This is a genomic window from Pseudomonas sp. WC1 (genome assembly GCF_050586565.1).
Taxonomy (GTDB): Bacteria; Pseudomonadota; Gammaproteobacteria; order Pseudomonadales; family Pseudomonadaceae; genus Aquipseudomonas.
Genome location: NZ_JBOBDQ010000024.1, coordinates 18,076 through 32,135, shown reverse-complemented (window position 1 = coordinate 32,135; position 14,060 = coordinate 18,076). Strand labels below are relative to the sequence as shown.

Annotated in this window: 8 protein-coding genes and 1 pseudogene; 2 read left to right on the top strand and 7 right to left on the bottom strand. The window is 48.2% G+C overall.

Annotated elements, in window-relative coordinates:
- Window positions 1-547: 547 nt before the first annotated feature.
- Window positions 548-1,447, top strand: coding sequence for a hypothetical protein (locus ACQ4OD_RS13175; RefSeq protein ID WP_430944405.1), 900 nt, complete (start codon window positions 548-550; stop codon window positions 1,445-1,447).
- Between the two features lie 96 nt (window positions 1,448-1,543).
- Here ACQ4OD_RS13175 and ACQ4OD_RS13170 read toward each other — a convergent pair whose 3' ends face one another.
- Window positions 1,544-2,173, bottom strand: coding sequence for an MFS transporter (locus ACQ4OD_RS13170; RefSeq protein ID WP_430944404.1), 630 nt, complete (start codon window positions 2,171-2,173; stop codon window positions 1,544-1,546).
- 836 nt (window positions 2,174-3,009) lie between these two features.
- On the opposite strand from ACQ4OD_RS13170, the gene ACQ4OD_RS13165 reads away from it, so the two are divergent.
- Window positions 3,010-3,882 carry a hypothetical protein gene (locus tag ACQ4OD_RS13165; protein WP_430944403.1) on the top strand — a complete coding sequence of 291 codons (873 nt, stop codon included), beginning with the start codon at window positions 3,010-3,012 and terminating at the stop codon, window positions 3,880-3,882.
- A gap of 236 nt (window positions 3,883-4,118) precedes the next feature.
- On the opposite strand, the gene ACQ4OD_RS13160 is transcribed toward ACQ4OD_RS13165, so the two are convergent.
- The 6 genes and pseudogenes from ACQ4OD_RS13160 to ACQ4OD_RS13135 all read right to left on the bottom strand — a co-directional run bounded on the left by ACQ4OD_RS13160 (window position 4,119) and on the right by ACQ4OD_RS13135 (window position 13,895).
- The gene (locus ACQ4OD_RS13160; protein ID WP_430944402.1) at window positions 4,119-5,501 is read right to left on the bottom strand and encodes a tyrosine-type recombinase/integrase; all 1,383 of its coding nucleotides are present in this window, start codon (window positions 5,499-5,501) and stop codon (window positions 4,119-4,121) included.
- Window positions 5,488-6,012 (bottom strand): hypothetical protein, encoded by a 525-nt coding sequence (locus tag ACQ4OD_RS13155; RefSeq protein ID WP_430944401.1) that lies wholly within the window; start codon window positions 6,010-6,012, stop codon window positions 5,488-5,490. Before ACQ4OD_RS13155 ends, ACQ4OD_RS13160 begins: the two co-directional genes overlap by 14 nt.
- Window positions 6,009-8,291, bottom strand: a complete 2,283-nt coding sequence (locus ACQ4OD_RS13150) for a hypothetical protein (RefSeq protein WP_430944400.1) — start codon at window positions 8,289-8,291, stop codon at window positions 6,009-6,011. Before ACQ4OD_RS13150 ends, ACQ4OD_RS13155 begins: the two co-directional genes overlap by 4 nt.
- Complete coding sequence (locus ACQ4OD_RS13145; protein WP_430944399.1) at window positions 8,278-10,542, bottom strand: hypothetical protein; 2,265 nt, start codon at window positions 10,540-10,542, stop codon at window positions 8,278-8,280. Before ACQ4OD_RS13145 ends, ACQ4OD_RS13150 begins: the two co-directional genes overlap by 14 nt.
- Before the next feature lie 415 nt (window positions 10,543-10,957).
- Window positions 10,958-13,273: pseudogene (locus ACQ4OD_RS13140) on the bottom strand (transporter substrate-binding domain-containing protein); the annotation flags it as partial.
- A gap of 1 nt (window position 13,274) precedes the next feature.
- Window positions 13,275-13,895, bottom strand: a complete 621-nt coding sequence (locus tag ACQ4OD_RS13135; protein ID WP_102683126.1) for a response regulator transcription factor — start codon at window positions 13,893-13,895, stop codon at window positions 13,275-13,277.
- Window positions 13,896-14,060 lie beyond the last annotated feature (165 nt).

The window sequence follows — 14,060 nt, the reverse complement described above, 5'->3', positions numbered from 1 at the left end:
CGTGTTTCGCGACGATGTCAGCAAGTGGTCAGACGCTCGGAGGAGGATTGTCACTCTCGGCAGTCGACGTTCTGCTCCAGCGCAGCGCGTCCGCTATTGGCTTTATGGCGCTGATGAAGGACGCTCAGAGCGTAAATTGGAAAGCCGATGGTTGTTAAAGGCGTAGTTGTCTAATGGGGCGGGGCAGCAGTCGGGCTCCGTCGAGTTGTCCTAATGATGAATAGATCGAGGCTTGATGGCTGTCCGACAGTCCCCGAAAGTAATCCACACTCTGCGCGATGGTCATGATCCAGGCCATAGGCCGGAAACGCCATGGGGCGGTCGCCCGAGGGAATACCCGCACCAAGCGCCTACCTGGCAGACAGTCCACGCTGGTCGCCGCTCCGCTAGGTTGATGGGATGGCACAGCGTGCTCAGTTGGGTGCCAGGCGCGGCCTGTACTATTAGGCCGCGGCAGCGGCCAAGATAAGCACATACGGACGAAAAAACGCTTAGACTCATGTCTTGATCGCATTCAATAATGCGCCAGAATGCAGAGGAGGACGCCGTGGCAAATTTTAATAACAGCGCATATGGCGAATTGGTGGCAGAGCTTCTAAATGATGCTATTTATTTAAAGGATAGATCCAAAAGAGGAGTGATTTCAACTGTCAGGCAATACGCCGAGGTTGTTGTTCGTCGAATCCTAGATCTTGATCCAAATGCTCACGTCACTTTGGGTAAGGCTGAGATTACGTCAGGGCTCAAGTCGAAAAGTAACGATAATAAATTATTGATGGAGGCTGTTGATAATATAAGGCTCATCGGAAATAAATGTACCCATACACAAGGATTAGATCCAATTACTGAAGAGGATGTGGTCAGCGTATTTGATAGTCTGTTTGATCTTTATGCGTATTTGTTTGTAGATTACTTTACAAGGTATAGATTCGGAAGTAGTGGTGCGATAATGTCTTCCTTTTCAATTTTGCCGCCTATTATTCGTTGCAAGACGCTACTGAGTCTTTATGAGGTAGATGAAAATAATATATCAGTCATTGATAAGTGCTCGTTAGCCATTCTAAAGGCAATTGGGCTTGATGAGGCAAGGGCATGGATTGTTGAACAAAAGGAAAAGTTGAGTAAAGTAAAAGCCTGCACTAAAGAGGGTATCGACGAAATAAGGAAAATTCGTGGTGATGAGGTTGCGGATGAAGAACTCCGTAAGGCGCCGAATATGTATGACTGCTGCATGAATCGCCTCAGTGCAGTGGCTGTTACTATCTCTAGAAACGGTGCTCTATATAGTGACTTTGAGAGTGCAATGGAGTTGTTTAATGAAAAAGGCTTCATTGAGGGAGATGCAGTTGAGGTGGTTTTGTTTAATGATCTTATGCAGTTTGTGTATCTTGGCAGAAGGCCGACCCAGAATAATAGGCTTGATAAGAGCTATATAACCATTCTGTAATGCTTTCGCATTGCCAATACAATCGAGACCACGCTTTGCTTGCTGTAGTGGCAGAGAAAAGCGTGGTTTGGGCTTGCCGGATAATTACACGTGTTACTAGCAGGGAGTGGCTGGCTGCTGTTTCGTAGCGCCATTGCGCTCGCGTACGAATAGCCACACAGCCAGTGCACCGGCCACTCCAAGTACCCCTGTAACCACAACCCCAGCACTGTAGGTACCTGTTCCCTCGATGATGATACCGGTGAGCGTTGGAGCCAACAGGCCTGCACAGTTGCCCATGCCGTGCATCAAGCCACCTGCGGTACCGACGTAGTAGCTCGGAACTGTGTCCTGGATCAAGGCCCAGTAAGCGGATGCCCACAGCATCAGGAAGCCAATTGCTACGGACATGAACAGAACAACCATCTGGGTCGACTCTGAGCGACCGATCATGCCGATACATGCTGGCGCCACTGTCAGGCAACTTACCAGGATAATCTTCCGGGAGAATTTTCTGTTACCGCGTTCCCAATCAGGAGCGCAACCTGTTCGCGGTAGAGGCGGTAGAGGCGGTAGAGGCGGTAGAGGCGGTAGAGGCGGTAGGCAGCGGGCAGAAATAAAAAAAGCACCCCGATAGGGTGCTTTTTGAATTGGCGGGGGAGTCTCTTTTACCACACTACATCTACAGCGAGCATTCCAACCTCTCTCAGTGGTCAGCCGTCTTAACCCCCAGAGACTTGACGCCATTGCACTTGCATTTCAGGCTTACTTTATTAATTCTCACTTTTTTCTCCTTTTGCTGGATTTCCAATCAATTGAGAACTCTATCTTCAAAACAACGAAGACGAGGGTGAAAACAAGCAGACCACCTGAGAGGTCTCCGAATGCCCCACCTGCAAGTAGGAGGGCTGGTAAACCTTGAATTGCCCGTATGATACATGTAAGAGACGCCAAAGTGAAGCATTAAATTCAGTCGGAGGGTACCCTGCCACTTCAAGAGTTACTTGAGGTCGAACACCTTAGGCCGGGGTAGGTGGGGACAACAATCGTTACTGGGTGTAGGGACAGGGGCGTGAGTTCCCGATGAGCCGAGAAAAAAGGGTGTATTTGAGATGGGTGGGCACGCATTGGTAGCCTCGGTGGCTAATTTTTTCTCGTCATCCGATCATCTTGGGATGTGGCCTTATCGCATGCGGTAAACTATCTCACGGCGCGTTGCATCCGAGCTAGCCAGATGCTGTATTCCGCTAGCCTGGTCCGTCAAGATGTTTACTATTACTGATTGCTGCTGGCTGAGAAGGCTCTCTGATCGCCGGCGAGGGCCATGAGAAAAGTTGCTGCGCTTTGGTAAATGTTAGAAAAACAGTCGAAAGGCGACTGGATTCACCTGGTTACCAGAAAAGTGAATCGTCTACAGATGGCGGTGGGTAGCGATCTGTTGAATATTTCCTCTTGAGTGTAGTGCTGACCTTTTTCAAGAATTTTTTAATTTTGACAGTGAATTCTAATCCGTTCGGACTAAGCTTGTTCCTATCGGATCGAAATGGGCTCGATGCTATACTTTAATAATGGTGAGAAAATTCATGACGTCAATCATATGCTGGAAGAATGCAGTTGATGAATGGTATCCAGGTGTTTGGGCGGTTGCGGATCCAAGGGTGCCCAGTCACGTGGGAATGATGACCGATAGTTTGCAGAAATTATTTGTGCTTCCGGTTAATCTATATCAAGATGAGAGTGTCTTTACAAGAGAATACTCCAAAAGAATATTGAATGTATGTTATGGCTACGTAGGGAGCACCCTTGTCGGTAGTGGTGTAAAGGATATACTCGCTTTGTGTTTGGATAACTTGTCAGAAGTGGAGTATTGTGATGTTGATGGCGAAGTCATCAAATCAATAGAAGAGCGTATGCCCAGCCTTGAGGAAATTGCTGGGCTAACAAAGAAAATCACTCAAAAATACCTGCTGGCCCTAGGCGAGTTGCATCCGAGTAGTGTGCGATGCGAGATTTTGATTTTCGGGTTCTGCAAAAGAACATATATGGAGAAAGCCTTTTTGATCAAAAACTCACCGCAAGAGTCGGCCGTAGTATCACTTGAAGAGTTAGATTTTTCAGATAGTGAGTTTTTTGTATTGGGCGATAAAAAATGTGATGTTTTAAAAGAGATAGAGCGTAAGCGTACTTTTTGCGCTCAGTTCCCGCGCTGGTTAGGAAGGGCTCCAATTTTTGCTTTGCAACAGATAATTAAAAACTCTTCGCTGTCGTCTAGAGGTGGCTTTGCTCAAGTTTGTATAGCCACAAAAGTCGTTTCTCGTACAGTATATATTGCCGATGTTGATAATAGTAATTTTCCGCTGCCCGGTTTTGATGTATTCGTAGAGCTAGGGGCCATAGGTGGCTTTTCTATCTCTCTGAACCCATCTCTAACCATTGACAAGCGATTTATAGATTGACTAAATATATTATTTGCTCTTGACGTCACTTTTGCCGAGGTGTTTAGTTAAAGTGGAGCAATACAATGCTCGGATAGGCTGGTGGTATTTAGCCTTATGGTGGGCACCTAGATAGCTGTCAGTCATTTAAATTAACCACCATCACCCTAATAGCCACTGCATTGGGTGGGGATCTGATGGGGATCCATGGGCGAATTGATTAGATGCTTGAAGAAATTTCACATGATGGCTGGGAGTTATTCGGAATCGATATCTTTGACGATGCTTTTGAGCATTGTTATGCAATGTTGGCGAAACTCTTTGGCGGACATAGATGAGGATGCCTCTATAAGCGAATGTGTCTTTTCGAGATAACTTTCGATGGCTTGCTCCCTGATGAGAATTTTGTCCGTCAAAGCGATTTTTGCAAGCTCTGCATTGGATTGTTCAATATAATGGTCAGGGGATTTTCTGCTTCTATGCCCCAGTAGTTGCATAAGTTTTAGCGTTATGGCTTCGTTCTTCTTTGCGTAACCCTGAATTTTGAAATCGACGTTGTTTTCCATAATTAATTCAAGTAGTTGGTGTTCGCGCTGGGCAAACAAATGCCTTAGCTGATGAGGATGCGCTTTTTCAGTGATTCCAGAATCTTTACGAAGTTTATGAAAGATGTTTGTAATATAATTGGTGCTTAGAGGAAGCCCTGTTCGTTCTGAAATAAATAAATAGCCATGATCATCTTTTGCTCCTAGCGTACGTCTTATGATTCTCCTGCGAGACATTTCTATATGTTCACGTGCTGTTGTTAAAAGCGCGCTACTTACAGGGATGTCGCGAGTTATGTCTTCTCGTCCCTGTTTAATTGTTTTTATCGATAGGGCATTGGGTGTTAGTTTGTTTTGGATGGCGTCGTAAATGCTTTGCACAGTTTGAGGGGTCATTTCACCTCTCCTGGCGCCTGTTTCTTCTAGGAAGTCGACGATCAAGCTGTTTCTTGATGAAAGGAAGCTAGAGGTCGCCTCGGATGTTTGATGCTTTATTGCCCGAAGAGCTTCCTTGCCGATCGCCAGGCCTGGGCCCTTAACGTCCGGTAGAGGTAAGTTATCAATTTTCCAGCGTGGGCCAGTTGCGTAACTATCCTCGTTTTGATCAATGCTTTTTTCTCGCACCATTTCCGCTCGGATCGTTCCGTTTTCAGATACGAAATTTGGTCGCCCGCAAGTTTCTCCTACGAACTGCAAAAAATCTAAGCTTTGAAAAATGATTGAAATTTTTTGGTTGCTGCTTCGAATAGGGTCGCCGTGTTGGTTGACCGTATTCAGGGATAGCATGAATTGTTGAAAGCGATTATTAGAGATTTCCAAAAAATGGATTTGGTTGAGATGTGTGTATCTAATTAGAGGGTATAATTGCGTTAGGTAGGTTCGAATACTTCCACCGCCGTTGAGCAGGGAATAACCTTTGGAGTACAGTTCGAGGCAAAATAGGTTCGCCATGAAACATATTTTACCGTCTGGAAATCGAACTATCGGAAGCTCGCTAGCAGGTTTATAGATGGGTCTTCCATCATTTTTTATGATGTATGGAAGGTTGAAGTTAGTGGGGAGTGAGCCGATTGAGGGTGGGCTATTTCTTTTCATTCAGATCACCAAGCTCGTTAAGATCCATTCCTGCGATAAGCGCATTTAAGTAGGCGTTATCGCTTTCAAAGATAAGTGCGCAGAGTTCGGGTGGCGACTGAGCTGCATTCTTATAAAGTTTGTATGTCTCCCTGAATAAATAAGTTAGGCGCATTACATGTGCTTCGAGCGCCTCAATAGCAATCCGATTGGCCTTGTTTTGAGATTGAAGGGAGCGTACAGTGTCCCGGCGCTCTTCTGGTACGGGGACCTTCGATAGAGCTGCGATGCATAGTTTCCGTTGCCTATCAATGGTGGCGAAGCCACCAGGTACTAGTTTATCGGCTGCTTGTTTTAATGAGTTCAATGAGAATTTTGAAATTTCTAACGGTAAGCTCTCATAGCTCGCAAAAGATTCTTGAGTTGCAATCGCTTTTGCCAAAGCAGGGTCGGTGTAGGACTCAGGACTGACAAGGATTGCTCTGAGCAGTGAAAATTTTTTCCCGGCTTTGTCAAGAGTATCGCTTTTCATATAAAAGGCTCATCATTGTTACGAATGGTCAGTGCTAGGTTAAAAGAGTACAGAGTTTCTCCTTGAGAGTCAGTTAATTTAAAGAAGTTTGGCTCCAGGGTGATCTCTCCCCTGTTCAGATAAGCAAAAATCTCCGTTTCTAGAATTTCTGATGCCATGAATTTTTCAAAGCTGGGATCCATCTCGATCATGCCTTCTTCTGATAAATAGCTGAGATCATCATGCAGCTCGTGAGAAGTACGAATCATCACGTCTAAACTGTTAAAGTCATCTCTAATTTTATTGATCAGTTCTGGTAGGTTAGTTATATCGTCAGCATCGTCATGCTTAATTACTCTGGCCAACTTGTGAGCTTTGGCCTCGTTCATGGCACGAACACCTACAATCTCTGTGACGTAACGGTAAAACGAAGAGAGGTCAGTATGGCCGAGCATCCATGCAATAGTAGTAAGCTTGTTGTTGTCAGATGAGTTGAAAAAAAGTAACGCAAAAAATCGACGCAAGCCGTGAGGGCGGAGATAGTGCCTGCGCTTTATTTCATTTGTGTCAATAAAACAGTGAGTTTCAATGAAGTCGCATGCTATTTCGAGATAGTTATATATGCCACTGCGTGATAGTTGACTCACTTGTCCTGTCATGCGGCCTACGCTAAGGAGGAGTCGTGGAGTGTTAACGAGCTTGTGTTCTGATAAAAGTGAATGAAACTTAATAAGTTTGTACAGCATCTTGGCAGCTATTCGAGGTATCGGGCGTTTAAGGGTTTGGCGATAAGCACCTGCACCAGATTTTGCACCCTCAAATACGATCCAGAATTGAGTGTCAGAGTTCTCGTAGGGATTTTCAGCTGGATAAAGGCAAGTGGTCGCGTCCAGGTTCGCCACTTCCTTTACTCTGCGAGCGGCAAGGCCAAACGTGGTAAGGCAAATGCAGCCAATCAGTACCTGGTAAAGCTCGCATATGCCTTTTCCCATCCTAAGCTCTTGATAAAAAAAATCACCGCTTCGGGTAAGAGACCATCTGTCATAGGTGTAATGCTCCTCCATTTCCGATCGCATATCATCTGAAAGATTGTCAAGTATTTTTGAGCCATCAGTACGTTTTACCATGTTTTTTAGATGAATAAATACATGGCATAGAATGAAGTCACAGTGCTCTATCATGAACTCGAATGATGACTTTAACGCGTCCGAGATAGTTTCAGTTGGCGCAACTATGAAACGCCCATCTGGCTTGATTGTGCAGCCTCTCATAATGGATCTTGGTGTTAGCGAAAAAATCGCACTTCGATTTATGTAGAATTTCTCGTTCGTGTGGGCGGTTGCTTTACGTAGCGTTGATATATATCTATCTAGATTGTTGTAAGTCACTCCTTCCGTATAGTTGAGTCTGGTTTCCGATGCCAGATACTCGGAGCTATACTCTTCTTCGCCTATATCAAGATCTTCGAATCGGTTGGGGCGTTGGCGGGAGCCATGCAGAGTATTTTTGTATAGAGCCTCTAGGAGTTTTCTGGTCCTGAATTTGAGGGCCCCTCGGTTCGGCGTATACCATCCTTTTCGCCAAAAAATGTAATGTGCAAATACAATTTCTTGGTTGGTTAAGTTTAAGCTGCGCATGTGCGCGCCAGGTACGGAACACATCCATTCATTCCGCTCTATAGTTTCTGCGAAGTCTTTTTGGTCAATTTTTTGTATTTCGGTTCGAATATAAGTTTCGGTCATGGAATGGAATTTATAAACAGACTCGCACACGGGCAAGTCGGCTGCTGAGATCAGGAACTCTTCATAGTGTCGCTCTCCAATGAGTCCCAATCCATATTCGCAAATTTGGAACCGCTCTGCATTCAATATAATCCAGTCGATAGTGTAGAGGACGCGTGTTAACTCAGCTTGCGCATACAAAGGTTTAAAGAAACTCCCGTTGTATCTGGGGTGTACTTGAGCCGCAATCCAAAATTTAAAGAAATCTAAAAGCTCCCTGTTTTTACCTTGAGTGAGTAGAAGTCCATTTGGAAGTCGGACATTGAAATCTATCGTTCGTGTAATGATATTCCCTTCGCCGTCATCGAGTTCTTGCTTCCAGATATCCAAAAGATAGTGCGTGTCTTTAGAGAACCAATAGGGGCGGTATATGGGCGCCCCAACAGTTAAGGTAGAGAATACCTCAGCTCGAATATGCTCGGGCGTTTCCCACTCATCACTGGCATGAAAAGCCTTAAGCAGGCGTTGTGCGTTCTCTATTGATAAAGCCGAGGCAGTTTTATCTTTAGGATTCTTCATAAACTGATCCAATGAGCTTCTTGGTGATAGAGAGGTCGCTGCGCGAATTTTTTAAAAGATAGGCCGCTGCTTGTGAACAATAAGTTCCAATCTGCCCTTCACTAGCTAAACTTGAAGCTGTCTTAACGAGCGATGCCACCCTAAACCAAACCAACGCTGTCTTGGTGATGACTCGTTTTTTTTGCAGCCCTTCTATCACTAAATCGTATATAGAGAGTAGTATTAATATTTTCTCCTTGTTCAGGCTGATGTATATACGGTCGCTCTGCTGTGGCTTGCTATCCTTAGTGGAGTGGCTTGGAATTTTTTTGCTAAAGTCTAATTCGAAATCTGAGCGCGTATTTCGCAGGAACCAATCAAGCTCATTTTCCGTGCTGAAGTCGATGCAGTCCAACAAGTGCCTGCTGGTTTTCATTACTTCGTAGATAATGGCGTTTTGGAACTGCCGTATCCATCGCTCCATTACAAAGTATCGGACCTCCGGAGGTATGTACTCTTCAACTAATCTCTTGCTGCGTTTTGAATGCCCTGCTGCAACAGAAACCTCTGTCTCGCTGAGGGTTTCCAAAAATCTAATGACGAGTTGATCGGCCCTGATACTGCGGGGGGTTAGTCGCGATAATTGTGCTGATCTGTAGCTTGGTTGTATTTCTCCAAAATGTTGCGCTAGATTTTTTATGAATGAAGTTTTTTGAGGCAAGTTTTTTAGATTCGGTATATTCGTCATTTTTTGAGGTGAGCTGAAACCCTTGCGACAGCTTATCAGTAACATTCTCCAATCCGGATCGTTTATCTTTTGCAAGTGAAGGCGTGCATGGCTCGTAAGCTTTATGATCGCTTTGAATAGCTTGGCGGATTGGTTGTCAAGATAGATTGCCTGAATTTTTTTTGCTCTTTCTTTTCTACTGCGTGCGACATAGCCATTATTCGCCTGAGTGAATCCAGTCATCCTTCCTTTCAGGTTATACAGCTCCAAATTTGTAAACCACGAGGGGGTGATGTTGGGGTTGTATAAAATGATCAGGTAGATGAATGGTAAAAGTGTAGTCGACCGTAGCATGTAAAGATTTTCTTGGAGCTTTTCTGAGCCCAGTTTTGTTTCGGCAATCAAGTCATTGGAGCAATAAGGGCTGCGATGCCAGGTCGCGGCTATGTCTTTATTTGAGTAATCCAGATTGTGAGTTAGTCCGTCAAAGCTCGTTATCACTTTTCCCTGGCGACGGAGGTTGTTGAAACGTCTGAGGCGAACGAGTTCTTGTGCGCAAGTCTGCCTGCAAGCGGCGATAATCGATTTTCTGTTTTTTTGGAGGAGAAACTTTAATTCATCGAGAGCTTCGTCTGTGTTTAATGTCAAAGGGATTTTGGTGAAAGTTTTATTGTACTCCATATCCTTGCTATGAATTGCTGTGGTATATGTCGGGGTGAGGATTGGATGGGCGGGTTTCGCAATAAATTCAGATTCGCAAAAAACATTTTTGAATACTTTTACAGTTCTGCTCCAGGTGGCATAGTAGTTTTGGATATCATTTTTTGATGTTATTGTGTGAAGTAATCCGTATGTGAAACAGTATTCGGCAAATGCATTAACCTTGTTAGGGTTTAATAGTGCGTTGAGGCTGTCTCTGTTTTTATAGATTAAACACATCATTTTGATGATAAATCTAATAAGGGCCGTATAGCCAGAAACCGAGTGGTGTGCGTATTTTCGCAATTTCTCGTTCATTCGAGCTATCAGGTACTCAGTAGTTTTGGTACCGTAGAGACTTTGAAATTCAGCCAGATTTATAAAGGTTTTTGTGTTGTTGCGGCTTGTGATAAACCATCCCTGATAGAATTTTATCTTTTCCAGGCTCTTCGTTTGAGACTCATAAAATGCCACGGAGTCGTTCACACGATTTGATGATTCATTTTGTCTTGTTCGGGAGGCTGTTAACGGAAATTTTAAACATTTAGACAGCGTGCGTAGTATTTCAGAGTAGATTGATGATATTACTCTTTTGCTGTATTTTGTGTGCTCAATCAAGAACCCTTCAAATCCTCTTATTGCTCTTTCGGTTGTCCTCTCAGACGTCAGATCCTTGGGTTCAAGACGTCGATCGACAATATCAAGGAATGCGCTCAGCAATGAAATTGCCCGTCCCCATTTCCTACTGTCATCACGGTACTGTACTTTGCCTACTTCAAGCGCAACTAGTACTTCTTTGCTGATGGCGGCTATGGGGAACTCAGAGATATAGAATGTGCTAATCATGTCTAGGCGCATGCGAAGGTTTCGACCTAGAAAACAACATGATTAGTATCTTCGTCAAGGTATAATTTTTTCCTTGATTTGAAGTGTTTGGCAAGGTATTTGCTGAAGTTTTTTTTGTTTTTTTTGTTTGATTTTTATTATATTCAAGAAGTGTAAGTTTGAGATGGTTTTTGGTGCATGACACGTCGGATTCTGTACTGTCGAACTACTAGGTTACTGTGGGTTTTTATGTGCCTAAGGGTTGGCTGTGATTTTTTGTTGTATTGTTTTTTTGTTTGACGGTATTTTTGTCACTGTGACAGATTTCTAAAATTGATGATCGTCAAAATTTTTTCTATCTGTTTGTTCTCCTTTGGAGTCGAATTTCCAGGGGCTATCTTGGGTTTTGATTATTTTCGTGAATTGGAAAATGAGCGATATCCAGGATGTCGCCGATCAAACCCAGCAGATCGTTGGCCGAATGGTGGGCGACTTCCAGCGCGGGGCGGTCCGGTTTGCCCTGCTCGGCGCGCTTCAAGGCCAGCTCCAGCATGCCGATGAGAGCGTTCATCGGCGTACGGATCTCATGGCTGATGGTGGCCAGGAACGTGCTCTTGGCCCGGTTGGCGTCATCGGCCTGCTGCTTGGCCAGGCGCAGGTCCTGGACCAGGTTGCGGCGTTCGCTGATGTCGATCCAGCCGCCGATGATTCCTTGCATTTCGCCTACCGAATCGCGGTAGGGCAGGATCCAGTGATAGATCGTCAGGTCGCGGTCTTTCAGGTGCAAGGGTCGATCGAGTATCAAGGGTGTTCCCTGCGCCATCACCCGCTGGTAGTCGTCCTGCACCTGTTGGGTATAGTCACAGTCGCTGTAGGGGGCGTCTTCCAGGCGTTTGCCCAGCACCTGTTCGCGGCTGGCACCGACGGCTTGCAGATAGCTGTCGTTGCAGCTTTGCAGGCGTCCCTCGCGATCGCGCACATACATGGGGTGGGGCGTGCCGTTGAGCAGGGCACCCATGAACTCCAGCTGGTCGTTCAGCGCCCGTTCGGCCCGCTGACGTTGTTTGATCTGACGGCGCAGCCGGGCATTCCATACCAATGCGAGCACCAGCAGGATCGCGATCACCCCGACCACCTGCAGGATCACCCGGCGGTAGCTGCGCCAGTAGGCATCGTCACGCAGCCCATGGTCGCGCCAGCGGCTGTTGATCACCCCCAATTCTTCTGGCGAGATGCTCAGCAACGCCTTGTCGAGGATCGAACCCAGCTCACTGGCGTCGGGGGCGGTGGCCATGGAAAAGGCCGCGGGTTCCGTGCCGACCGTGCTGCGGATGACCAGGTCGTTGCTGGTGGCGAGCATGTGGTTGGCGTCGATCAGGGTAGCGATCGCCGCATCCACCGCGCCGCTGGCGAGCAGCACCATGGAGTAATAGGTGCTTTCGGTGGCAACCTGGTGGATCCGCGGGTGGCGAGCTGCAAGCAGGGCGGCCACGGTGCTGTCGCGGGGAACGGCGACCCGCTTGCCCTTGAGTTGCTTGAGGCTGTTGGGTTGGCCGGTGCCGGTATGGGTGACCAGCACATAGGCGCTCTCCAGATAGGGGCGGCTGACCTGCAGCGGGTTGCCCTGGCGTGCCTCGGTGGACAGGCTGGCGATGATATCGGCACGACCGGACTCGAGCTGATCGATCATGTCGCCGTCGCCACTGGCGCGGCGGATCTCGAAGCGCAGGCCAGTGCGCAGGCGAATGAGCTCAAGCAGGTCGGCGACTATCCCCCGCAGGCGACCATTGCTGTCGAAGAACGTCAGTGGCGCCGCCGTGTCGTTGACCACCACGCGCATGATCGGGTGTTGGCTCAGCCACTGCTCCTCGCGTGTCGACAACTGCAGCTTGCGGTCGGTCAGCAGGCTGCCGCTGCTTGCGCTCCAGCGTTTGAAGATATCGTTGCGGGTGGCGCTGGACTGCGCGTCAAGCGCGGCATCCACCAGGGACTGGAGGATAGGCTCGCCCTCACGCATGGCAAAGCTGAAGCCTACGGCCTCGTGCTTGCCGAAGTTGGCCATGCGCACATGCGGCAAGTGACCCTGGCTGATCAGGTAGTGAGTGGAGATGGTGTCGCCAATGAACACGTCGGCCTGTTCGAAGGCTACCGCATTCAGGGCCTGGGTGGATGACTCGAAGGTCAGCAGTTCGGCCTTGGGGTAGTTGGCGTGGATTTCCCCGGGCGGCAGGTAGTGATACAGCATGCTCAGGCGCATGCCCGCCAGGCCGGTGTCCAGTGCGCGGCTTTCGTCCTCGCGGGTCACCAGCACGGGTTGGTCAATGGCATAGGGGCGTGACAGCGCCAGGCCCTGAGTGACGGCTTCATAGCCGTTGGCGCTGCCCAGCAGGTCGATATGGCCGCTCTTGAGCGCCGCGACCGCCGCCGGGCGGCTGGGAAAGCGCTGCACACGGACAGGCAGGCCCAGGGCGCTGCCGATCAAGCCGGCGTAGTCGGCGGTCAACCCTTGGTATTCGCGCCCACCCGTGGCGATATCGAAGGGGGGATAGTCGGGCGCCGAGGTGCCCAGCACCAGCTCCTTGCGCTCTGCGAGCCAGTCGCGCTGGGCCGCTGTCAAGGGCGGCCGGACCGACGTCGGTGCCGAGCGGCTGAGCAAGGTGTAGGTGCGCCCCAGGTCGACGGTCACGCTGCCACCTTGCTGCGGCGTGCCCAGGCAGAGCAGCAATACAGCGATGTACCTCCACGTCATCATTTCAGACCAGTGCGTTGCGCTTGGCGACGTCGATCAACTCTACCAATGTGCTGGCGCGCAATTTGTGCATGAGGCGCTTCTTGTAGGTGCTGACGGTCTTGTTGCTGAGGAACATGCCCTTGGCAATTTCCTTGTTGCTGCGGCCCTGGGCAAAAAGTTGCAGGACCATCAATTCCCGGTCGTTGACCTGACGGAACAGTTCCAGCTCCTGGTTGCTGCCTGTCGGCGGTGGATTGAGTGCCTGGCTGGGAAAGTAGTTGTAGCCGGACAGCACGGCCTTGATGGCGCTGAGCAGCTCACTGAGGTCTTCCTGCTTGCACACATACCCGGCCGCGCCGGAGTGCATGCAGCGTACGGCGAACAGTGCCGGCGATTGCGCGGTCAGCACCAGGACTTTCAGCTGGATGGCCATGGCCTGCAGGCGTGAAAGCATTTCCAGGCCATCGAGCTTGGGGATGCTGATGTCCAGTATGACCAGGTCCGGCGGGGTCTCGCGGATAAGCTGCATGGCGTCAACGCCATTGTCCGATTCACCGACCACCCGATATCCCTGGTTCTCCAGCAACATCCGTATCGCCAAGCGTATAACGGGATGGTCATCAACAATAAAGACTGAGTGCATATTCAACATTCCAGGCTGCAGGTGAAGGCAGCCGGCACATTAGCTCAGATGCATGGCGGCGGGCAGGGAAGTAGGTGCCAAATGCGGGATATAGGAATTAACTTACAGCGCTCGCGAAACTTTGCTACGAGAGATGTAGATGTTGGCAGGTTTTTATCAGGAGTT

Coding starts and splice junctions, on each gene's coding strand:
- ACQ4OD_RS13135 (WP_102683126.1), bottom strand. CDS start 13,895: ATGCACTCAGTCTTTATTGTTGATGACCATCCCGTTATACGCTTGGCG.
- ACQ4OD_RS13150 (WP_430944400.1), bottom strand. CDS start 8,291: ATGAAGAATCCTAAAGATAAAACTGCCTCGGCTTTATCAATAGAGAAC.
- ACQ4OD_RS13160 (WP_430944402.1), bottom strand. CDS start 5,501: ATGAAAAGAAATAGCCCACCCTCAATCGGCTCACTCCCCACTAACTTC.
- ACQ4OD_RS13145 (WP_430944399.1), bottom strand. CDS start 10,542: ATGATTAGCACATTCTATATCTCTGAGTTCCCCATAGCCGCCATCAGC.
- ACQ4OD_RS13170 (WP_430944404.1), bottom strand. CDS start 2,173: ATGGCGTCAAGTCTCTGGGGGTTAAGACGGCTGACCACTGAGAGAGGT.
- ACQ4OD_RS13165 (WP_430944403.1), top strand. CDS start 3,010: ATGACGTCAATCATATGCTGGAAGAATGCAGTTGATGAATGGTATCCA.
- ACQ4OD_RS13155 (WP_430944401.1), bottom strand. CDS start 6,012: ATGAAAAGCGATACTCTTGACAAAGCCGGGAAAAAATTTTCACTGCTC.